13 protein-coding genes and 2 pseudogenes are annotated in these 22230 nt (G+C 70.1%); 11 read left to right on the top strand and 4 right to left on the bottom strand.

What is annotated here, in order from left to right; all coding sequences use genetic code 11:
• The first annotated feature begins 495 nt into the window (after positions 1-495).
• The 7 genes and pseudogenes from ACFY9I_RS27805 to ACFY9I_RS27775 all read left to right on the top strand — a co-directional run.
• Positions 496-1821 carry an extracellular solute-binding protein gene (locus ACFY9I_RS27805; RefSeq protein WP_391006363.1) on the top strand — a complete coding sequence of 442 codons (1326 nt, stop codon included), beginning with the start codon at positions 496-498 and terminating at the stop codon, positions 1819-1821.
• A complete protein-coding gene (locus ACFY9I_RS27800) occupies positions 1818-2831 on the top strand; it encodes an ABC transporter permease subunit (RefSeq protein WP_391006360.1) in 1014 nt (337 codons plus the stop codon). The genes ACFY9I_RS27805 and ACFY9I_RS27800 overlap by 4 nt, the downstream gene beginning before the upstream one ends.
• Positions 2832-2896: 65 nt before the next feature.
• Positions 2897-3757, top strand: a complete 861-nt coding sequence (locus tag ACFY9I_RS27795) for an ABC transporter permease subunit (RefSeq protein WP_391006646.1) — start codon at positions 2897-2899, stop codon at positions 3755-3757.
• Positions 3758-3823: 66 nt separating this feature from the next.
• Positions 3824-5620: a putative Ig domain-containing protein gene (locus ACFY9I_RS27790; RefSeq protein ID WP_391006357.1), complete on the top strand. Its 1797-nt coding sequence runs from the start codon at positions 3824-3826 to the stop codon at positions 5618-5620.
• Positions 5621-5635: 15 nt separating this feature from the next.
• Positions 5636-8968, top strand: coding sequence for an alginate lyase family protein (locus ACFY9I_RS27785; protein WP_391006354.1), 3333 nt, complete (start codon positions 5636-5638; stop codon positions 8966-8968).
• 75 nt (positions 8969-9043) lie between these two features.
• The gene (locus ACFY9I_RS27780; RefSeq protein ID WP_391006351.1) at positions 9044-10303 is read left to right on the top strand and encodes an alginate lyase family protein; all 1260 of its coding nucleotides are present in this window, start codon (positions 9044-9046) and stop codon (positions 10301-10303) included.
• 155 nt (positions 10304-10458) lie between these two features.
• Positions 10459-10698, top strand: a pseudogene (locus tag ACFY9I_RS27775) (carboxylesterase family protein); the annotation flags it as partial.
• A 66-nt stretch (positions 10699-10764) separates the two neighbouring features.
• Here the strand turns inward: ACFY9I_RS27775 and ACFY9I_RS27770 are convergent.
• Together ACFY9I_RS27770 and mmuM are read right to left on the bottom strand one after the other, a co-directional pair.
• A complete protein-coding gene (locus ACFY9I_RS27770) occupies positions 10765-11835 on the bottom strand; it encodes a substrate-binding domain-containing protein (RefSeq protein WP_391006348.1) in 1071 nt (356 codons plus the stop codon).
• A 94-nt stretch (positions 11836-11929) separates the two neighbouring features.
• On the bottom strand, positions 11930-12883 hold the full coding sequence (gene mmuM, locus ACFY9I_RS27765; RefSeq protein ID WP_391006345.1) for a homocysteine S-methyltransferase: 954 nt from the start codon (positions 12881-12883) through the stop codon (positions 11930-11932).
• 138 nt (positions 12884-13021) lie between these two features.
• Between mmuM and ACFY9I_RS27760 the strand changes: the two genes are divergently transcribed.
• A complete protein-coding gene (locus ACFY9I_RS27760) occupies positions 13022-14458 on the top strand; it encodes an amino acid permease (RefSeq protein WP_391006342.1) in 1437 nt (478 codons plus the stop codon).
• A 264-nt stretch (positions 14459-14722) separates the two neighbouring features.
• On the opposite strand, the gene ACFY9I_RS27755 is transcribed toward ACFY9I_RS27760, so the two are convergent.
• The gene (locus tag ACFY9I_RS27755) at positions 14723-16831 is read right to left on the bottom strand and encodes an autotransporter (protein WP_391006339.1); all 2109 of its coding nucleotides are present in this window, start codon (positions 16829-16831) and stop codon (positions 14723-14725) included.
• 240 nt (positions 16832-17071) lie between these two features.
• On the opposite strand from ACFY9I_RS27755, the gene ACFY9I_RS27750 reads away from it, so the two are divergent.
• The 3 genes and pseudogenes from ACFY9I_RS27750 to ACFY9I_RS27740 form a co-directional block, all read left to right on the top strand.
• Positions 17072-18163 (top strand): family 43 glycosylhydrolase, encoded by a 1092-nt coding sequence (locus tag ACFY9I_RS27750; protein ID WP_391006336.1) that lies wholly within the window; start codon positions 17072-17074, stop codon positions 18161-18163.
• A gap of 11 nt (positions 18164-18174) precedes the next feature.
• Positions 18175-19587: an RICIN domain-containing protein gene (locus ACFY9I_RS27745; protein WP_391006334.1), complete on the top strand. Its 1413-nt coding sequence runs from the start codon at positions 18175-18177 to the stop codon at positions 19585-19587.
• Positions 19588-19721: 134 nt separating this feature from the next.
• A pseudogene (locus ACFY9I_RS27740) lies at positions 19722-20429 on the top strand (MFS transporter); the annotation flags it as partial.
• A gap of 102 nt (positions 20430-20531) precedes the next feature.
• Here ACFY9I_RS27740 and ACFY9I_RS27735 read toward each other — a convergent pair.
• Positions 20532-22211: a rhamnogalacturonan lyase B N-terminal domain-containing protein gene (locus ACFY9I_RS27735; RefSeq protein ID WP_391006331.1), complete on the bottom strand. Its 1680-nt coding sequence runs from the start codon at positions 22209-22211 to the stop codon at positions 20532-20534.
• Between the last annotated feature and the right edge of the window lie 19 nt (positions 22212-22230).

The following is a 22230-nucleotide window of genomic DNA, read 5'->3' as shown; positions in this document are numbered from 1 at the left end:
TGGAGGCCCGTCGCAGGGTGCCCGTGAAGATGCAGGTCATGCGGGCGAGGAAGGGGCGGCGGGATCGGTCTTGTTGGTTCCGGCCTGCGGTGGGGAGGGGGTGCTCGCGGTTGTGAGGCCGACGAGAACCGCGGCATGGCGTAATCGGTTACCCCTGGTCTCCGGTAACCGGGACGGAATGTGCGCCCTGGGAGCCGCGTGGCGCTCCCCCGGGCGGGGAGCAACCGGTTGCTGCAGCCGCGTGCTTCTGGACTCGGACGCCGGTCGGGGAACCCGCCGTACGCGGCCGTTGACCAGGCACGTTCGCTCTCGCGGAAGTGCCGCCGAGGGTGCCCGAGGGGGCATTCGGTCATACCCCAGGGGTTGTGCAGGGTTTTCGAAAACTGGTCAACACTCTTGACGCGGTTTGCGCTCAGGCACAAGCTCTGCCCGTCGACCGGTAGAAACCGGTTGTTGTTCCTGGAGGTGTGCATGCCTACCCCTGCCGGTGGTCACATGAGCCGCCGTCGGTTCCTCGCCCTGTCCGCCGGTGGCGTGGCGGCCGGCGCGGCGGCGCTGAACGGCTGCGCGCTCCAGGTGTCCAGCGGAGTCAGCGGCCCCGGCGAGATCGTCACGCTGATGGTCAAACCCGAGGACATCTCCCCGGAGCTGATCCAGCAGGCACAGCAGGACATCGGCGTCCGGATCGTCACGGTGAAGCACGACATCACCAAGCTGATCGCGATGCTGACCAGCGGAAACCCGCCGGACCTGGTGCGCGGCGTGGGTGCTGTGGACGCGCCGTACTTCGTGGCGCGGGACGTGGCCGAGAACCTGGATCCGTACTTCGCCGGAAGCCGGGTGCTGAGGGCCGACGACCTCGATCCGGTCAACGACCTGTGGCGCTACGACGGCCGTATCCAGGGCAAGGGTCCGCGCTACGGCATGGTGAAGGACTTCTCCCAGGACTCCATGTACTGGTACAACACCGGGCACTTCGACGAGGCGGGCGTCGACTACCCGTCCGAGTCCGAGCCGGTCACCTACGAGGACTGGCTGGACCGGGCCAAGCGGCTCACCCAGCGGAAGAACGGTCAGACGATCGTCTTCGGCGGCAGCTACAACGGTCTCTACGAGGCCACCAACCTGTCGACGCTGACGGCGGCCGCCGGCGGCAGTCTCTTCAGCGACGACTTGTCCCGGATCGACTTCACCACCCCGGAGGCCCGCAAGGCGCTGGGCTGGTACGTCGACTACTGCCGGACCAGGGTCGGCCCGAGCGTGATCCAGCCCGACCCCAACGCCTGGGACGGGCCCACCTATCAGGCGGGCCGGATGGCCATGACCAACAGCGGCTACTGGCTCGGCGGCATGATCAACGCCGACCAGAAGCTGGCGAAGGTCTCCCGGCTCGCCCCCGCCCCGGTCTTCGCGGGCGGTGTGCGGGTCAGCCCCTGCCAGGGCGGCACCGGGTTCTGGATGCCGAAGAAGGCCCGCAACAAGGACGCCGCCTGGCGGGTCTTCGAGTGGTTCTTCGGCGAGGCCCCGGCCAAGGACCGCGCCGGCGGCGGCTGGGGCATCCCCAGCCTGAAGTCCCTGCGCCCGCTGATGCCCGCCCAGCACGACTACCAGCGCCGGGTGCTGAAGGCGCAGGAGGCGGAGCTGGAGCACTTCTCGGTGATCTCCTTCACCCCGTACATCACGGCCGACGGCTTCAAGGCCCTCTTCAACCAGGTGGCACCCGCCGCGATGAAGGGCGAGATCTCCCTCGACACCCTCGCGAGGCGTCTGAACTCGACCATCAACGAACAGCTCGAACGCGGTAAGGAGCAGGTGGGATGACGGTCGAGCGGATACCGGCCGCGGCGAACGGGCCGACGAGGCGCGGCGGTGGGCCGACGAGCCGCGGCGGTGGGGCGGCGATCACGGCCCGGCCCCGCACCAGCATGACCACCCGGAGACACCGGGCGTTCTACATGTTCGCCTCGCCCTGGATCATCGGCTTCCTGCTGCTGACGGTCGTCCCGATGGCGTACGCGCTGTGGCTGAGCCTGACCACCTATGACGGGATCTCGCCGCACTGGCGGTACATCGGGCTCGAAAATTACCGCGAGCTGCTCGACGATCCGGTGACCTGGGACGCCCTGGGCCGCACGGGACTGTTCGCGGTGACCTCGGTGCCGCTGTCGATCCTCGCGGGGCTCGGGCTCGCCGTCCTGGTGAACCGGCCGATCCGGGCCCGGGGGCTGTTCCGCACCCTGCTCTATCTGCCGGCCGTCGTGCCGCCGGTGGGCGCGGGACTCGCCTTCAAGTCGCTCTTCGACCAGAACTCCGGTGCCGCCAACGGGGTACTGAACGTCTTCGGCATCGACGCCCTCGGCTGGCTCGCCGATCCCTACGCCCGCTACGTCCTGCTGATGACGGTGCTGTGGGCGGCGGGCAACGTCATGATCATCTCCTTGGCCGGGCTCCAGGACGTGCCCCGCGAACTGCACGAGGCGGCCCGGCTCGACGGGGCGAGCGCCTGGCGGACGTTCCGCAGCATCACCGTGCCCCTGCTGTCACCGGTGCTGCTCTTCCAGACGGTGACCGGGGTGATCGCGTCGGTGCAGACGATCATGCCGTTGCTGCTGGCCGCCGATTCGACCACGGGCGGTGTCACCGCGATCCCGCAGTCCAACTACATGTACATGATGCACGTGTTCGCCGAGTACTTCGCGCTCGGCCGCTACGGCTACGCCTCCGCGCTGCTGTGGGTCCTCTTCGTCCTGATCCTCATCGCCACCGGACTGATCTTCAAGTTCACCTCCGGTGTGGTGTTCTACAACGTCGATCCGGAGGCGAAGAAGTGACCGTCACGAGCGACACCACCGGCAGTGCCACCACCGACGCCGCGGCCACCGGCACCCCTCGCCCCCTGAACCGTTCCAAATCCGCGCGGTCACCGGCCCGGGTGCGGATACGCACCGGCCGGCTCGTCCTCTACACGGTGCTCGTCGTCGCGACCGGGCTCTTCCTCGGCCCCTTCGGCTGGCTGGTCCTCACCGGTCTGAAGACCTCCGCCGAGACGGCCGCCGCGCCGGTGCACTGGCTGCCGGCCGACTTCCAGTGGCACAACTTCGCGGACGCCTTCCAGCTCATCGACTTCCTCGGCTACGCCCGCAACTCCCTGATCATCGCGCTCCTCTACGCCACCCTGGTCACCCTGAGCTCGGCGTGGGTCGGCTACGGCTTCGCCCGGCTGGACGCCCCGGGCAAGAAGACGCTGTTCGGCGTCCTGCTCGGCTCGATGATGCTGCCCCAGATGATCACCCTCCTGCCGACCTATCTGATCTTCGCCAAGCTCGGCGTGGTCGACACCTACTGGCCCTGGGTGCTGTGGGGTCTCGCGGCGGCGCCGTACCTGGTCTTCCTCTTCCGGCAGTTCTTCGCCGGGCTGCCCCGCGAACTGGAGGAGGCCGCGATCGTCGACGGCTGCGGATACGCCACGATCTTCTGGCGGATCTTCCTGCCGCAGTCCTGGCCGGTGCTCTCCGCGAGCTTCGTGATCGCCTTCACATGGACCTGGGGCGACTACATCGCACCCCAGCTCCTGCTGTCCACGGACCGTTCCACACTCGCCGTCGCCGTGATGTCCACCTACGTCACCTCCGCCGGGACGCCGGTCACCACCCTCCAGGCCGCCGCATCGGTGATGTACGTCGTCCCCATCCTGCTGATCTTCCTCGTCGCCCAGCGCGGCTTCGTCGCCGGGATGTCCACCTCCGGGCTCAAGTGACCCGGAGCGGGCATGTGACCCGACCCCTCAGCTCCCTCAACTCCCTTGCACGTAAGGACATTGCTCATGACCGACCTTCAGTCCTCCGGACTGTCCCGGCGCACCCTCCTCCAGGCCGCCGGTGCCACGGCCGCCGCGTACACACTGCTCGGCGCGGCCACCGGGACCGCGACCGCCGCCGAGGGAGGCGAGCCCGCCGACAAGCTGGTGGTGTACCCGGTCCCGACCGGTCTGCCCCTCAACGCCAGCTTCTCCGTCAAAGCCCGTACGCCCGGCGGCGAGTGGCAGCCGGTACCCGTGATCCGGGCCCGTACGAAGACCATCAACGAGAAGACCGGATCCGGCGTCGTCCGCAGCTCCTCCGTCGCCAACCTCGACTTCCGGGGCACCGTGGAGGTCCAGGTCACCTCCTCGAAGGGCGCCATTGCCTCGGCGCGGGTGAGGCCCCTGTCGTACGACATCGCACACGAGGTCAGCGGCGACAGCGTCACCTTCAGCCTCAGCGAGCCGCGCAACCTCTCCATCGAGATCGGCGACGCGGCCGGTGGCGCGTTCGACATCTACGACAACCTGCAACTGCACGCCAACCCGATCGAGAAGTGGCGGCCCGAGGAGGACGACCCGGACGTCATCTACTTCGGTCCGGGCATCCACACCGTCACCGACAACGTGGTGAAGGTGCCCAGCGGCAAGACGGTGTACCTGGCCGGCGGCGCGGTGCTCAAGGCCCGGGTGGAATTCACCAACGTGGAGAACGCCCGGCTGCTCGGCCGGGGCATCATCTACGACTCGGACGCCGCCACCCTGGTCGCCTTCTCCAAGAACATCGAGATCGACGGCATCCTCGCCCTCAACCCCAAGACCGGCTACTCCTGCACCATCGGCCAGTCCCGGCAGGTCACCGTCCGCAACCTGCACTCCTACAGCTTCGGCCAGTGGGGCGACGGCATCGACGTGTTCAGCAGCGAGGACGTGCTGATCGAGGGCGTCTTCATGCGCAACAGCGACGACTGCATCGCCGTCTACGCCCACCGCTGGGACTACTACGGCGACTGCCGCAACGTGACCGTCCGCGACTCCACCCTCTGGGCCGACGTCGCCCATCCCGTCAACATGGGCACCCACGGCAACCCCGAGAAGCCCGAGACCATCGAGAACATCGTCTTCAGCAACATCGACGTCCTCCAGCACCGCGAACCGCAGGTCCTCTACCAGGGCTGCTTCGCCCTCAACCCCGGCGACAGCAACCTCATACGCAACGTCCGTATCCAGGACGTCCGCGTGGAGGACTTCACCTGGGGCCAGTTGCTCAACATGCGGGTGATGGCCAACCGGTACAACGCCGCGCCGGGCCGTGGCATCGAGGACGTCTACGTCCGCAACCTGACGTACGACGGCACGCACGCCTCCATGGCGATCCTGACCGGCTACGACGCGGACCGTCCGATCAAGAACCTCACGTTCCAGAACCTGACGGTCAACGGCACGGTCGTCCACGACAAGATGAAGAAGCCGGGCTGGTACCTGACGACCGACATGGTCCCGATGTTCGCCAACGAACACGTCCAGAACCTCCGCTTCCTGGACGCCGACACGGCCGCCGCCACCGAGGCACCGGCGATCACCAGCGCGGGCGAGGCCACGGCCACCATGAAGCAGGTCTTCAACCACCTCGTCACGGCGTCCGGTCTGCCCACGTCGTTCGCGGCCGAGGGGCTTCCGAAGGGCCTGACGTTCGACACGAGGACGGGCCTGATCTCCGGCCGCCCGTCCCGCCCCGGCTCCTGCACGGTCACCGTCTCGGCTACCAACAGCGCCGGTACGGCCACCCAGTCCCTCAAGCTCACCGTGCGGCACCCGTAACACCAGGAGACGCCTGTGCTTCCCCTCAGCAGACGGTCGTTCCTCGGAGCGGCCGGGCTCACGGCCGTGGCCGGGGCCGGACTCCTGTCCGCCTCCGCCACGGCCGCGTGGGCCCGCACCACCGAAGCGACCCGCACCTTCAGCCACCCGGGTCTGCTGCACACCGCGGCCGACCTGGACCGGTTGAAGAAAGCGGTCGCGGCGAAGGAATCCCCGATCCACGACGGCTACCTCGCGCTGGCCGCCCACGCCCGGTCCAAGTCCACCTACACCGTCCAGAACACCGGACAGATCACCTCCTGGGGCCGGGGCCCCACCAACTTCCAGAACCAGGCCGTCGCCGACTCGGCCGCCGCGTACCAGAACGCGCTGATGTGGTGCGTGACGGGACAGCGGGCGCACGCGGACAAGGCGAGGGACATCCTCAACGCCTGGTCGGCGTCCCTGACGACGATCACGGGCGCCGACGGCCCGCTCGGCGCGGGCCTGCAGGCGTTCAAATTCGTCAACGCCGCCGAACTGCTCCGGCACACCGGCTACGACGGCTGGACCGACGCCGACATCGCCCGCTGCGAGCGGTCGTTCCTCGACGTCTGGTACCCGGCGGTCTCCGGCTACATGCTGTACGCCAACGGCAACTGGGACCTGACCGCCATCCAGACCATCCTGGCCATCGGTGTGTTCTGCGAGGAGCCGGTGCTCTTCGAGGACGCGCTGCGCTTCGCGGCGGCGGGCGCGGGCAACGGCAGTGTCCCGGGCCGGATCGTGACGGCCGGCGGGCAGGGGCAGGAGAGCGGCCGCGACCAGGGGCACGAGCAACTCGCCGTCGGCCTGATGGGCGACGCGGCGCAGGTGGCCTGGAACCAGGGCGTGGACCTGTGGGGCTTCGACGGCCACCGCCTCCTGGCCAACGCCGAGTACGCCGCCCGCTACAACCTCGGCGGCGACGTCCCCTTCACCCCAGACCTGGACCGTACCGGCAAGTACATCAAGAAGACCGTCTCGGCCGTCGGCCGCGGCACCATCCCGCCGATCTACGAGATGTACCACGCCCACTACGCCGGCGTACGCGGCCTCGACGCCCCCGCCACCAAGGCGGCCCTCTTCCGCGGCACGGGCGGCTCCCGCGTCGTCGAGGGCAGCAACGACGACCTGCCCAGCTTCGGCACCTTCGCCTACGCCGGGGCCACGGCCCCCGCCACGGTGCCCGCCCCGAGGCCACCGGCCGGTGTGACGGCGGTGGGCGACCGCGAGGCCGTGACCGTCGCGTGGCTGCCGTCGGCCTGGGCCACCGCGTACACGGTCCGCAGGTCCACCCGCCCCGAGGGACCGTACGAGAAGGTCGCCGACGGTCTCACCGAGCCGACTTACACCGACAAGGAGGTGCGCGGAGGGAGGACATACCACTACACCGTCACCGCCACCAACTCCCGGGGCGGCAGCGACCCCTCGTGCCCGGCGGCCACCGCCGCGGGCCTTCCCGAGCCCTGGACCGGCCAGGACCTCGGGGACGTGGGGATCGCGGGTTCCGCCGGCTTCGACGGCGAGCGGTTCGTGCTGCGGGCGAGCGGGACGGCGGACACCTACCATCTGGCGCATCTGCCGCTGCGTGGCGACGGCACCGTCACGGCACGGATCGTGTGGCCGCTCAGCTCCCAGTACTCCAAGATCGGCGTCACGCTCCGGGACTCGCTCGACGCCGGCGCCCCGCACGCCTCGATGCTGATCCAGGGGCTGCCCCTGCACACCTGGAGCGGTGTGTGGAGCGTGCGTCCGGCGGCCGGCGCGGACATCTCCGCCACCGGCAGCACACCGGTGCCGCCCTCCCAGCAGCAGGCCATCACCACGGCCGCCGCCTTCCCGATCTCCGGCCTGGGCTCCCTGCCGGAGTCGGCGACACCGCTCGAGGCCCCGTACGTCGAGGGCGCGGGCGACGGTTACCGGCTGCGGGCCCCGTACTGGGTGCGGGTGACCCGCAGGGGCCGCCGCTGCACCGGCGCCATCTCCCCGGACGGCGTCCACTGGACCGAAGTCGGCACCACCGAGGTCGCGTTGGGGCGCACCGTCCACGCGGGGCTGGTCCTCACGTCCTGCCTGGGAGTGGACGAGGAGTACGCCGAGACCGGCACCGGAGCCTTCGACAACGTCAGCGTGGTGTCCGCCGCCGGGGGAGAGGTCTGGTCGGTGGGCCGCCCGGCCCGACGGGTCACCGATCTGCAGGCGAGGGCCGGTGCCGACGCGGTCGAGCTGGCCTGGACCGATCCAGACCTCTCCGCCCGCTACAAGGTGCAGCGCGCCACGGACGCCGACGGCCCCTATCGGACGATCGCGAGCGATGTCGGCCCGGTCGGCTTCGGCGCCCGCCTCCGGTACACGGACGCGACCGGCACCCCCGGTACCACGTACCACTACACCGTCTCCAAGACGAACAGCGGCGGACGGGGCCCGCGCTCGGAACCCGCCTCCGCACCGATGCCGACCCCTTCCCGGCCGCAACTCACCTCCACGACAACGGCCTTCGCCAACCGGGGCGACGCCTTCCAGCACCTGATCCGCGCCTCACACGCACCCGTACGGTTCACCGCGAGCGGACTCCCCGTCGGCCTCCGCCTCGACCGGCGCACCGGCCTGATCTCCGGAACCCCCACCCGGACGGGCCGGTTCACCCTCACCACCACGGCCGGCAACGCGGCGGGCGAGGCGACCGGCACGCTCACCCTGACCGTCGGCACACCCCCGCCCACCCCCTGGACCTACGGCGACCTCGGCGACCCGGTCCTCGACGACCGCCTGTTCGGCACCCTCGGCGTGGTCGCCGTCCGCACCCCCGGCAGCACCGCGTACGAGGAGGACGGGACCTTCGTCGTACACGGCGCCGGAGTCGACCTGACCGTCAACAACCAAGGGATGACCGGCCAGTTCGTACGGCGGCCGATCACCGGTGACTGCGAGGTCACCGTCCGGCTGGACTCCCGCACCGGGGCCGACGCCGACCGGGTCGGGCTGCTGATGGCCAAGTCGCTGTCGCCGTTCGACCAGGCGGCCGGGGCCATCGTCAGCGGCGGGACCAGCGCCCAGCTCATGCTCCGCACGACCGTGGCCGGACGGTCGACGTTCACCGGCAACGCCACGGTCACCACCCCCTGCCTGCTGCGGCTGAGGCGCACCGGGAGCGTCTTCGCCGCGGCGGCCTCCACAGACGGGGGCGTCACCTTCACCCCCCTCGCCGAGGGAGAGATCCCCGGCTTCGGTGACGCCGCCTACTACGTGGGCCTGGTGGTCTGCTCCCGCAGCCCGCTGACCCACGGCACCGCGCGATTCAGCGAGGTGAGCATCACCCCCACCTGAGCGACCTCGGGGGAGGCGCGGGCACCCACCCGCCCTCCCCCGATCGCTGCTCCTCCATGGAATGGAGACGCACAGATGAGCCGCACTTCCCCCCACAACGAACCGGACGACACCACTCCCGACGGCGCGCCGAGCCGACGAGGTCTGCTGCGCACCGCCGGCGGCCTGACGGCCGGCCTCGCGCTGGGCGGCGCCTTCGCCGCCACCACGGCCGAGGCCGCCCCCGCCACCTTCACCCACCCCGGCATGCTGCACGCCTACGGCGAACTCAACCGCGCCAAGGCGCGGGTCGCCGCCGGTGACAACCCGTGGCTGTCCGGCTGGAACCGCCTGACCGCCAACTCCCACTCCGCGAGCACCTGGACACCGAGGCCACAGGCCACGATCATCCGCGGCGGCACGGGCGAGAACTACACCGTCCTGTACAACGACATCCACGCCGCCTACCAGAACGCCCTGCGCTGGAAGATCGCCGGCACGACCGCCAACGGCGACGCGGCGGTCCGCATCCTCAACGCCTGGTCGTCGACCCTGACCACCGTCACCGGCAACGCCGACCGCTTCCTGGCCGCCGGGATCTACGGCTACGAGTTCGCGAACGCCGCCGAGCTCATGCGCGGCTACAGCGGGTTCAACCTGGACCGGTTCAAGACGATGATGCTCAACGTCTTCTACCCGCTCAACAACCAGTTCCTGAACAACCACAACGACGCCTGCATCACCAACTACTGGGCCAACTGGGACCTGTGCAACATGAACTCGATCCTCGCGATCGGGATCCTGTGCGACGACGGCGCCAAGTACGACCAGGCCGTCAACTACTTCAAGAACGGTGCCGGCAACGGCTCCCTCACCCACGCCGTCCCGTTCCTCCACACAGACTCCGCCGGCTACGCGCTCGGCCAGTGGCAGGAGTCCGGCCGCGACCAGGGGCACACCATGATGGGCATGGGCCAGATGGGCGCCTTCTGCGAGATGGCCTGGTCCCAGGGCGACGACCTGTACGGCTACGGCAGCAACCGCTTCATGAAGGCCGCGCAGTACGTCGCCAAGTACAACCTCGGCCAGAGCGTGCCCTTCACCGCCTACACCTGGGGTACCGGCCAGAACTGCGCCCGGCAGACCCACACCGCGATCTCCTCCGTGGGCCGCGGCCAGGTCAGGCCCGTCTGGGACATCCTGTACTACCACTACGGCCGCCGCCGGGGCCTGGACGTCCCCTACATCAAGGCCATGGCCGAGAGAGTCCGTCCCGAGGGCGGCGGCGGAGACTACGGCACCACCAGCGGCGGCTTCGACCAGTTGGGCTTCGGCACCCTGATGTACGCCAAATAGCCCCGTGGCGGCCCCGTCGTCGACCGAACGAACCTTCTGAGACCCGGCACGACCGGAACACCCCGAAGGGATGTGGTGCTCTGATGTGAACGACGGTTCACGAGCGGCGGGCGTGAGGAGCTGGTTTGCGATGACGGCAGACCGGCCGGGCCCCCGTGGTCAGGACGCCGTACGGGGACGTACACGGCACCTACGAGCACGGGGAGGGGCACGAGAACGAGAACGGGATCACGGTGTTCCGGGGCGTCCCGTACGCGGCGGCGCCCTTCGGCCCCCACCGGTTCCGACCGCCCGTCCCGCCCGACCCCCGGGCGGGTGTGCGTGACACCGTCGACTTCTGGCCGACGCCTCCGAAACCGCCGTACTCGGAGGCGTTCGCCCGCTATCTGTCGGAGTCTTCGAACAGTCGGCGGGCGCCAACAGCAACGGCGCGCTGCCCCGCAGGACGCACCCGCCGATCCTCACCCGCCGGACGCACCCCCCACCGCCCGAACAGAGCCCCGCACCACCACATGCGTCCCCAACAACAGGTGCTCGTCGTCCGAACCCCGCCCACGATCCAGAGCCGCCCGCACCGCGAGCCGCCCCAGTTCCTCGTACGGCACCCGCACGGTCGTCAGGGGCGGATACAGATCCCGGGCGAAGGGAATGTCGTCGTACCCCACCAGCGACACGTCCCCCGGCACCGACACCCCCGCCTCGTGCAGCGCGGTGAGCGCCCCCGCCGCCACCATGTCCGTCGCGGCCATCACCGCCGTGAACTCCAGGCCCGTCTCCAACGCCCGCCGCATCGACCGGTAGCCGGAGTCGCGTGTGAAGTCCCCGGCCAGCCGCAGCGCGGGGTCCGCGTCGACGTCCCGCGCGCGATGCGCGGCGAGGTACCCGCGCTCCCGCCCCTGCGCGGTCGTGTGCTCCGGCGCGCCGCCGAGGAAGAGGATCCGCCGGTGGCCCCGGGACAGGAGGTGCGCGCACAGGGCGTGGGCACCGCCCTCGTTGTCGTACTCGATGACGGTGACCGGCGCGCCGGGGCCCAGCGGGGGCCGCCCGCACAGCACGAGCCGTGAGCCGGCGGCCGCCAGCGCGTCGGCGACCTGCGCGGTGCGCGACCGGTACTCGGGTGTGTCCGCGCAGCCGCCGACCAGGATGACCGCGGCGGCCCGCTGCGCCCGCATCGTCTCGATGAAGTCCCGCTCGTGCGTGGCGTCGCCGTCGGTGCTGCACACCAGGCACAGATGGCCGAGCCGGGTCGCCTCGCGCTCCACGCCGTGCGCCATCAGCGCGAACGAGGGGCCGGTGATGTCGTCGAGGACGAACCCGAGGGTGGGCGTGCCGACGCCGGCGATCGCCTTGGCGCGGGCGTCGGCGACGTAGTCCAGTTCGCGGACGACCCGCAGCACCTGGGCGCGGGTCGCGGTGCTCACCGGGTAGACCCCGCCGAGGACCCGCGACACCGTCGCCGCCGAGACCCCGGCGCGCGCGGCGACGTCCCGGATCGTGCTGCGGCCCCCGCCATCGGCGCTCTTCCTCGTCATGCCCCGCCCCGTCCAGCCTCTCGGCACCACGTCAGTAACCGGTTTCCCCGGAACGGAGGCTAGCAGCGGGGGAGGGGTCGTGACGCGGAGTTCGTCAGCGCAGCGTCCGCGCGATGCCCGAGATCGCCTCCGGTCCGACCCGGCAGCAGCCGCCGATCAACCGGGCCCCCGCCGCACGCCAGCCCTCGACCTGCCCGGTGGTGAATGTCGACCGGCCCGTCCAGGCCCGCGCCGAGGCGTCCCAGGACTCGCCGCTGTTCGGGTAGACGACGACGGGCTTGCCGGTGACCCGGACGGCCGTCTCGATCGCCCCGTCCACGTCGTCGGGCGAGCAGCAGTTCACGCCCACCGCGATGACCTCCTCGGCGTCGGCGGCCAGGGCGAAGGCCTCCTCCAGCGGCTGCCCCGCTCGGGTGCGGTCGCCGGCGACGGTGTACGACAGCCAGGCGGGCACGTCCAGCCCGCGGACCGCCCGCAGCAGTGCCTCGGCCTCGTCGGTGTCCGGGATCGTCTCCAGGGCCAGTACGTCGGGCCGGCCGGCGGCAAGGGCTTCGAGACGGGGCCGGTGGAACCGCTCCAGCTCGGCAGGGCTCAGCCCGTACCGGCCCCGGTACTCGGAGCCGTCCGCGAGCATCGCCCCGTACGGGCCGACCGAGGCCGCCACCATCAGGTGACGCGTGACGCCCCTCGCCTTGGCCCCCGCCGCCGCGTCCAGGGCCGACTTGACGCTCAGGGACATGAGTTCGGCCGCCTTCTCCCTGCGGATCCCGCGCTTGGCGAAGCCCCCGAAGGTGGCCTGGTAGCTGGAGGTGATCGCCACGTCGGCGCCCGCCTCGAAGTAGGCGAGATGGGCCTCGGTGATCGCCTCCGGTTCCTCCGCGAGCAGCCGTGCCGACCACAGCTCGTCGCTCAGATCGTGCCCGGCGGACTCCAACTGGTTGGACATACCGCCGTCGAGGACGAGCACACGGGCGGCGAGGGCTTCGGCGAAGGGAGTGGGACGGGGGCCGGGGGTGCCGGGGAACGTGCCGGGCGTGTCGCTGGTCATGCCGTCGACGGTAGTCGAACCCACAGGGGCGGCACACACCCGATTGTGTCCGGTGGATGAACAGATTGACCACCATGTGGACCATGGGGATACGATCACGCCCTCCCCGTCCCACCCCGCCCACCCCCGGGAACCGCCATGACCACCAGCCCTCCAGAGGCCACCGAACCCGAGCCGACCCCGGCCGTGGGATCCGAGACGACCGCGGACACCGGGCCGGGGGCGGACGCGACCGGGCCCGGTCGCAAGTTCGGCCTCGCCGCCGCCACCGCGCTCGTCATGGGCAACATCATCGGCGGCGGCATCTTCACCCTCCCCGCCGCCGTCGCCCCGTACGGCACGGTGAGTCTGCTCGCCTTCGTGGTCCTTTCCGTGGCCGCCGTGCTGCTGGCGCTGCTCTTCGGGAAGCTGGCCAGACGCAGCCCGGTCACCGGCGGCCTCTACGTCTATCCCCGCGACGCCTTCGGCCCCTTCGCGGGCTTCCTGTCGGCCTGGTCGTACTGGACGATGTGCTGGGTCAGCATCGCCGCCCTCGCCGTCGGCGTCGTCGGCTATGTCGATGTGCTGATACCGCTGGGCGACAGCAAGGTCGTCCTGGCCGCGGTCGCCCTCGCCGCCCTGTGGCTGCCCGCCGCCGCGAACTTCGCGGGCACCCGCTATGTCGGCGCCGTGCAGATCGTCTCCACGGTCCTGAAGTTCGTGCCGCTGCTGCTGGTCGCCACCGTCGGTCTGTTCTTCGTCGACACCGACAACTACGGCCCCTTCAACGCCTCCGGCGAGAGCACCGCCGGCGCGGTGGCCGCCGCCGCCGCGCTCCTCCTCTACAGCTTCCTGGGCGTGGAGTCGGCCGCCGTCAGCGCGGGCGAGGTCAAGGACCCCGAGCGCACCGTGGGCCGCGCCAGCGTCCTGGGCACGCTCGCCTCCGCCCTCGTCTACCTCCTCGGCACGGTCGCCGTCTTCGGTCTGGTCCCGCACAAGGAGCTCGTCGAGTCCGGGGCGCCCTTCGCCGACGCCGTGAACTCGATGGCCGGTGGCAGCTGGGGCGGCACGGTGATCGCGCTGGTCGCCGTCGCCTCGATCGTGGGATGCCTCAACGGCTGGGTCCTGCTGAGCGCCCAGATGCCGTACGCCGCGGCCCGTGACGGTCTCTTCCCGAAGCCGTTCGCCCGCGTCGGCAAGGGCGGCGTGCCCGGCTTCGGCGTCTTCGCCACCGCCGCCCTCGGCACGCTCCTCATCGTCGTGAACTACGCCGACGACCCGGACACCGCCTTCCGTGTCCTGGTCCTCATCACCACGTTCACCGGCTGTGTCCCCTACTTGCTGTCCGCCGCCGCGCAGCTCTACTGGCTGGCCCGGGGCACCCGCGCGAGGGTCCGCCCCGCCGGCCTCGTCCGCGACCTGATCGTCGCCGCCCTCTGCTTCGCCTTCTCCTTCTGGCTGATCGCCGGCGCGGGCTACGCCGCCGTCTACCAGGGCGTCCTGTTCCTCTTCGCCGGCATCCCGGTGTACGTGTGGCTGAGCGGGCGGCAGGAAAGGCCCGGCGCCGCCGGGGCCGAGGGCGGGACCACGGGTTAGGTCCGAGGCCGCCCGGCGGGGTGCCGCTCGGAAGCCGTGCGCTTCCAGAAGCGCGAAGAGGAGGCGCGGCACACGACGTTCGGTCCGCTCTGGCCCCGGGGCTCCCGGGTCGGCCCGGCTGGTCGCGAGGCCTTGCCGGAACCGGTCGTGCGGCACGGCACCGCCGGGAGCCGCGACGCGCTCGTGGGCGGTCACCGAGCCTGTTCGGCGACCGCCCACGAGTGGTGGCGTACCGGCGACCGCTCGCCGCCCGGTACCCCGGTCTCAGCCCGTGGCCGCGTGCCGGCCGCCGCGTCGGCGGCCGTTCCTGCGGCGTCGGGTGATCGGTACCAACAGGCCGGAGAGCACGCCGACGGCGAGTGCGTACGGCCACCAGCCGAGACCGCTGTCGACGGAGGCGCTCGCGTTCTGTGTGCGGGTGTCCCGGGTGCCGGAGCCGGAGCCGGCCTCGGCGGCCGGTGACGCGTTCGGCTTCGCCGCGGTCAGGACGACGTCGTTGCCGTCGCCGCCCCTGTAGCTGATCCGGTACGTGTTGTCGCCCAGCTTCACCTTGGCGCCCTCGCGCAGACCGCTGAACGTACCGGTGTTCCTGCCCTTGCCCTTGTGATCGATCACGGTGATCTTCTCGCCGGGACCGCCGACGTCGCCCAGGGCGGCGAAGTCCAGTCCACCGGCGAGCTTCACGTTCCCGCCGACCTTCAACGCCTTCCGGCGCAGCACCAGTTCGCCCCGTGAGGTCTGGGTGTAGCCGCCGGTGACCGTGAGGCCGGCCACGACCGCGCCCGCGTTGGTCACCGAGCCCTTCACCGTGCCCTTGCCGGACAGCGACCTGGTCACCTTCAGCCCGGCCGTGCCCACGTCGAGCTTCGCCCCGGCGGTGGTGAGCCGAATGGTCCTGCTCCGGGCGAGGTTCGCTCCGGAGCGGAGCGCGAGGGTGCCCTTGGTGACGGTCGTCGCCCCGGTGTACGTCACCGCGCCGCCCGTCAGCGTCGTGGTGGCCTTGCCCGACTGCGTGAGCGAACCGCTGCCGCCGACGCGCGACAGGATGACGGGCTTGGAGACGTTCCGGACGATCAGCGAACCGTTGTTGACCACCTTGTGGAGGTCGCCCTTGGTGTACAGCCCGCCGTCGCCGCCGGATTTCCCGCTGCCCAGCCGCAGCACGGCGCCCTTCTCGACCGTCGTGGAGCCGTTGTAGTACTGGACGGCGGCGAAGGTGACGTCGTTGCCCTTCGTGCCCTTGATGACGATGTCCCCGGCGCCGGGCGCCGAGAGCGTGTCGTGGAACCGGCCGCCGCCGATGGGAGCGCCGAGGGTCACCGGCCCGTTGTAGTCGAACGTGAGCAGCGAACGGGAGCGGGCGGCCAACAGGTTGATGTAGACGGTCTCGGCCGTGCCCGGCATGAAGATCTTGTTCGTCGTGCCGTCGCCCCACTGGACGTTGGCGCCCTTGATGTTGGTGCCGCGCTTGTTGACGTTCTTGCGCGCGGGCGTCCAGTTCAGGGCGGGGTCGCTGAGGGAGGGGTTGGTGTCGCCGCCCTGGTTCGACCAGCTGTACTGGCCGGTGAGGACCACCTTGCTGCCGGGCCGCGACTGGACGTTGATGTCGCTGCCGTACTCGCGCTGGTAGAAGTCCGCGCTCATGGTGACGGTCTGGCCGAGCGGGGTGTCCACGGTCCAGGTGCCCTGGTTGAGGATCTTCCGCACCCCCGGCAGTGAGGTCGCGAACTCCGGCGCGCCGCCGTTCACCTGGGTGCCGTTGTCGATCACACCGGTGAAGGGGTGGGTGCCCGACAGGTCCCAGGTGGCCCAGAGGAACCTCGGCTGGGTGACGAGACCGGAGCCGCTGATGGTGCCGAGGTTGTACTGGACGTCCTTCAGCGACAGCCGCAGGGTGCCGTCGACCTTGATGTTGTTCTGGTTCAGCCGGAACGCCGGGGTGTTGTACGGGTAGTGGCCGATCACCCCCGTCGAGCCGCTGTTCCCGTACTGGAGGGTCGCGCCCCTCTCGACGGTCACGGCCGGCGGGTCCGGGTTGGTCACGGTGACGTAGGGGTGGTTGCCGCCGAGCGTTCTCACGCTCTGCCGCTGCCGCGCCTTCGGCAGGGTGAAGTCGCTGTCCTTGGTGAGGACCAGCGTCCCGGTGCCGCGCACGGTGAGCGTTCCGGTGCCGCTGAACACGCCGTCGTACGTGGTCGTCCCGGACGGCACGGTCACTACCGTGTCGCCGTTGAGGGTGACGTTCCGTCCGGCCAGGACGTCGGCCGTCACATCACGGGGGCCGGCGGCGGTCGCGGTCGGGGCACCGAGCATGAGGGCGGTGATCGCCAGGGCTCCGGCGGCCGCCGCTGTCTTGTGGGTATGGCTGCGCACGTCGTAGGAGACGGTTCAGGGACCCGCCGATAACAGAAATTCGCGCCCGGCGATGGGTTTGATCCGGTCTGACACCACTGTTCCGCTCGGTAGGTCGCTGTGAGGTTGTGTGGGTCTCGCCCGACCCGTTGACCTCCGCGTAACACACCCTTACCTTTTCGCCGTTCGGGATGAACGATCTTGTGCGAAATGTCGAACATTTCTGTTTCCTTTTGTTCCCCCCTCCGAGAGGAAGCCTGGATGAGCCGCGAACACCACCTCCCCGAGCCGCCCCACCGCAGGCTGCTCCTGAAGGGCGCCCTGGCCGTGGGCGCCCTCACCGCGCTGCCCGCGGGCGCCGCCCACGCGGCGAGCTCCCCGTCGGGTCCCGGCGCCGCCGCCCCGTACGTCAATCCGCTGGTCCGCAACCGGGCCGACCCGCACATCCACCGGCACCGTGACGGCTTCTACTACTTCACGGCCACCGCGCCCGAGTACGACCGGATCATCCTGCGCCGATCCCGCACCCTGCGCGGACTGTCGACGGCGTCCGAGTCCGTCATCTGGCGCAAGCACGCCACCGGTGTCATGGGCGCGCACATCTGGGCGCCGGAGATCCACCACATCGACGGCAAGTGGTACATCTACTTCGCCTCCGCGCCCGCCGAGGACATCTGGGCGATCCGCATCTGGGTCCTGGAGAACTCCCACCCCAACCCCTTCAAGGGGACGTGGGTCGAACGCGGGCAACTGAAGACCGCCTGGGAGACCTTCTCCCTGGACGCCACCACCTTCACCCACCGTGGCTCCCGCTATCTCGCGTGGGCGCAGCACGAGCCCGGGATGGACAACAACACGGCGCTCTGGCTGTCGAAGATGGCCGACCCGCTGACCCTGACCGGTCCCCAAGTCCGTCTCTCCACCCCGGAGCTGCCCTGGGAGATCATCGGCTTCAAGGTCAACGAGGGCGCGTCGGTCATCAAGCGCAACGGCCGGCTGTTCATGACGTACTCGGCGAGCGCGACCGACTCCAACTACTGCATGGGCCTGCTGACGATCGACGAGGACGCCGACCTGATGAACCCGGCGAACTGGTCGAAGTCCCCGACGCCGGTCTTCACCAGCAACGACACCACCAAGCAGTACGGGCCGGGACACAACAGCTTCACCGTCGCCGAGGACGGCCGCACCGACGTCCTCGTCTACCACGCCCGCCAGTACAAGGACATCGTCGGCGACCCGCTCAACGACCCCAACCGTCACACCCGCGTCCAGCGCCTGCGCTGGAAGCCCGACGGCACCCCCGACTTCGGTGTGCCCGTCGCCGACACACCCACCCCGAGCACCCGGTAAGGAGAGCTGAGATGAGACGTGCGTACGCGATGCTCCTCGCGCTCTGTCTGGCGCTGGCAGGCGCCCTCGCCACGGCCGGCCCCGCCCAGGCGGCGCCGCAGACCATCACCAACGGCACCCAGTTCACCGACAGCGGCGGCAACCCGCTGCACGCCCACGGTGGCGGGGTCATCAAGGTCGGCTCCTACTACTACTGGTTCGGGGAGAACCGGAACGCCGACAACACCTTCCGGTACGTCTCGGCCTACCGCTCCACGGACCTGAAGAACTGGGAGTTCCGCAACCACGTCCTCACCGAGGCCACCGACCCGGAGCTGGCGACCGCCAACATCGAGCGCCCGAAGGTCATGTACAACGCGGCCACCGGCAAGTTCGTGATGTGGATGCACAAGGAGAACGGTGTCGACTACAGCGAGGCCCGCGCGGCCGTCGCCGTCTCCGACACCGTCGACGGCAACTACACCTGGCGGGGCAGCTTCCGTCCCCTCGGCCAGCACATGTCCCGTGACATCACGGTCTTCGTGGACACCGACGGCACCGGCTACATGATCTCGGCGGCCCGCGAGAACTACGACCTCCAGATCTACCGGCTCACCGCCGACTACACCGGCATCGCCGCCCTCGTCGCCGACCCCTGGCACGGCGGCCACCGCGAGGCCCCGGCCCTGTTCAAGCGCAACGGCGTCTACTTCATGCTCACTTCGGGCGCGACCGGCTGGAACCCCAACCAGCAGCAGTACGCCACCGCCACCAACATCGCGGGCCCCTGGACGGCCATGGCCAACGTCGGCGACTCCACGACCTTCGGCTCGCAGACCGCGTACGTCCTGCCCGTGCAGGGCACGTCGACCACCTCGTACCTCTACATGGGCGACCGCTGGGGCAACTCCATCGGCGGCACGGTCAACGACTCCCGCTACGTCTGGCTGCCGCTGACCTTCCCGACCTCGACCACGATGTCCATGTCCTGGTCGCCGGAGATCACCGTCGACACGGCCACCGGCACGATCAGCGGCACCAGCGCCACGTACAACACGCTGATCGCCCGCCACTCCTCCAAGTGCGCCGACGTCACCAACCAGTCGCAGACGGCGGGGGGCCAGATCAAGCAGTACGCCTGCAACGGCGGCAACAACCAGAAGTACTGGTTCAAGTCCGTCGGCAGCGGCTACTACCAGCTGATGACCCGTCACAGCTCCCTGTGCGTCCAGGAGAACGCCAACACCGTCACCCAGGAGAACTGCAACTCCTCGGCCACCGGCCAGCAGTGGTCGGTGACCACCTCGGGCTCCTACGTGAACATCAAGTCCCGCGCGACCGGCGAGTGCCTGGACGTGAACGGCGCGTCCACCGCCGACGGCGCCGCGATCATCACGTACACGTGCAACAGCGGCACGAACCAGCAGTGGACGCGCGGAACATGACCGGAGGTCAGCCGAGGAGGTCGATCGCGTCGACCGCCGTGCCGGCGCTGAGGTAGGCGGTCGTCCCCGAACGGCGATGAACGGCCCTGCTCCCTCACCATGAGGGAGCAGGGCCGTCTGGTCGCCGCGGCGGCGCGCTGTCCTGGCGGCCGCCGGTTGCCCTCGTCGGCGCGGTGGTGGCGGGAGCCCTGTTCATCAGGGTCGAGCGCCGTTCACGGGACCCGCTCGTGCCACTGCGGTTCTTCCGCAACGGGCCGCGCGTCCTGGCCGACCTCGCCACCGCTCTGCTGAGCGCGGCACTGTCCACCTCGTTCCTGCTGTTCACGTACTACCTGCATGACCGGTCGGGCGCCGGTCCGCTTCAGGCCGGTCTGACGATGCTGCCTCTGGCGGTGTCCTTGATCGCGGCCTCGATGCTGGTGCCCCGGCTGCTCGGACAGTGGGGTGCCCGAGCCTGCGTCCTGGCCGGCATCGGGTTCACCGCGTTGGCGATGGTCGCCATCGCTCTGGTCTCCTTCCTCGGGGCGGCCACGGGTCTGGCGATGGTTCCGGCGATGGTGCTCATCGCTGCGGGGATGGGGTTCGGGCTCGTCGGGCTGCAGTACGTCGCGGTGACCGGGGTGACCGAAGACGACGCAGGCATCGCCTCCGGCGTACAGCGAGCCGCCGACCAACTGGGCGGTGCCACCGGTGTCACGCTGTACGTCGGCATCGGGTTCGCTCCCACCCTGGACAGCACCGATCCGTTCCCCGTCAGTAGCTGCCTGGCCGTCGTCGGGCTCGTCGCGGCCGGGTGTGTCGCGTGGCGGATCCCCTTGGTCACCTCCGAACCCGCTGGCTAGTGCCCTCGACCCGTGCGTCCACCGCCGGCTCGACCGCCGTCGTCACGTACACGTGCGACCGTCGTGCGAACCGACCGTGGACGTCCCGGATTTGACGGATGTTCAGCTCAACAGGTCGATCGCGTCGATCGCCGTGCCGGCGCTGAGGTAGGACGTCGATCCCGAGCCGCTGACCACGTTGATCTTCAGGATGTTGTACTGGCTCGTGTCCGTCAGCCAGGCGGACGCGGGCACGTTGTAGGTGAACGTGTGGTTGTTGCCCCGGTAGGACCCGTTCGTCAGTGAGCGGGTGTTCGGCTGGGTGGGCGGGGAGGGGATCGCCGAGGTCCAGTTGTTCACGGCGATCTGCGGCCGGCCGTTGGCGTAGGCCGTCGTCACACCGATCCGCAGGGTGTGCGCGGCGGCGGCCTGCGCGGCGGTCAGCCTGAAGTAGACGAGGAGACCGCTGTTGACGTCCTTCCAGAGGTAGCAGGGGAAGGCGGAGGTCTCGGTGCCGCTGCCGATCACCACGTTGCCGGTCCAGGAGGCGGCACGGGCGTCCGACGGGTGCGCGTACGTCATCAGATCGGCGTTCTTGAAGCCGCTCGGCGTGCCGTTCCAGTCGTTGATCCGCCAGATCACGCCCGCGTTGGACGGGTCGTTGGTGGACGGGATCGCGATCGAGTTCAGGGTCGTCGTGCCACCCGCCGATACCGTCACCGAGGTGGTGTACACCGCCAGTTCACCCTTGAACACCGTGAGGGTGTACGCCCCCGGAAGCACCCCGGAGATGGAGTAGTAGCCGTCCGACGCCCTGGCCGAACCCCAGTACTGCGCGGTGGAGTTGGCGAGGCCCACCGTGTACGGGTACGTCGTGTTCCGCCCGGTGATGCCGACGCCCGCCACCCGGCCCCGGCCGCTCGCGCCGACGTACCCTGCCAGGCCGAGCGAGTCCGCCCAGGGGGTGGTCAGCGTGCCCGGAAACAGCGACGAGGAGGGCGCCCCGCCGCCCGTGAAGGCGATCACATACGGGCCCTGGAGGCCGAACCGCTGCTCCTCGGTCTGGTTCTGGCCGTAGTAGAGGATCTCGTACAGGCCGCCGCCGTCCGCGCTCTGGTGGCGCAGCAGGGAGCGGTAGAAGGGGCCGCCGGAGGCCTTCTCGTGGTTGGAGCGCACGATCCACAGGCCGACGCCGTTCGCCGACCAGCCGACGTAGTCGTAGTCCATCACCCGGAGCTTGGAGAAGTGCTTCGAGCGGGTCTGGCCGTCGGACTTCCTGAAGACGTCCGAGGCCTCGATGGTGGTGGGCGCGTAGGTGTACGAGTCCGGCTCGTCGTTGAGGAACAGGCCCGCCCTCACCCGCAGGATGAAGCGGGTCGCCGAGACCGAGGTGTCGGCCTTGTTCGTCCACACGTAGATGTTGTTCTCGCCGCTGCGGGCCGCGTAGTAGTGCCTCAGCGTGCCGTAGGCGACGGAGACCAGGATCGTCGTGCCGGACTGCCGGATCGTCACGGTGGAACTGCCGAGGCCGGACTCGATGTGCGAGCTCATGCCGCCGTAGCCCTGGTACTCCGTGCCCCGGTAGACCAGCGACGACAGGTCGCCGTTGCTCTTCCTGACCTTGAACACGAGGTCGGCGCCGGTGTCGACGACGTAGTGGGTGCCGTCGTCGGTGTAGCCGAAGGCCGCGGCACGGGCGGTGCCGGCCAGCGGCCCGGCGAGCGCGGCACCGGCGGCACCGGCCGCCGTACCGACGACGAAGCCACGACGGCCCAGCGTCGGTCTGTCGGTGGATCCGGACATGGGGGCCCTCCTCGAGAGG

The organism is Streptomyces sp. NPDC012510 (genome assembly GCF_042955065.1).
In the GTDB taxonomy this organism is placed as follows: Bacteria; Actinomycetota; Actinomycetes; order Streptomycetales; family Streptomycetaceae; genus Streptomyces.
This window is presented reverse-complemented; position numbering and strand designations above follow the sequence as displayed.

Bases quoted from the DNA above. Each gene is read 5' to 3' on its own strand.
- ACFY9I_RS27805 (WP_391006363.1), top strand. From the start codon at position 496: ATGAGCCGCCGTCGGTTCCTCGCCCTGTCCGCCGGTGGCGTGGCGGCC.
- ACFY9I_RS27800 (WP_391006360.1), top strand. From the start codon at position 1,818: ATGACGGTCGAGCGGATACCGGCCGCGGCGAACGGGCCGACGAGGCGC.
- ACFY9I_RS27790 (WP_391006357.1), top strand. From the start codon at position 3,824: ATGACCGACCTTCAGTCCTCCGGACTGTCCCGGCGCACCCTCCTCCAG.
- ACFY9I_RS27780 (WP_391006351.1), top strand. From the start codon at position 9,044: ATGAGCCGCACTTCCCCCCACAACGAACCGGACGACACCACTCCCGAC.
- ACFY9I_RS27770 (WP_391006348.1), bottom strand. From the start codon at position 11,835: ATGACGAGGAAGAGCGCCGATGGCGGGGGCCGCAGCACGATCCGGGAC.
- mmuM (WP_391006345.1), bottom strand. From the start codon at position 12,883: ATGACCAGCGACACGCCCGGCACGTTCCCCGGCACCCCCGGCCCCCGT.
- ACFY9I_RS27760 (WP_391006342.1), top strand. From the start codon at position 13,022: ATGACCACCAGCCCTCCAGAGGCCACCGAACCCGAGCCGACCCCGGCC.
- ACFY9I_RS27750 (WP_391006336.1), top strand. From the start codon at position 17,072: ATGAGCCGCGAACACCACCTCCCCGAGCCGCCCCACCGCAGGCTGCTC.
- ACFY9I_RS27745 (WP_391006334.1), top strand. From the start codon at position 18,175: ATGAGACGTGCGTACGCGATGCTCCTCGCGCTCTGTCTGGCGCTGGCA.
- ACFY9I_RS27735 (WP_391006331.1), bottom strand. From the start codon at position 22,211: ATGTCCGGATCCACCGACAGACCGACGCTGGGCCGTCGTGGCTTCGTC.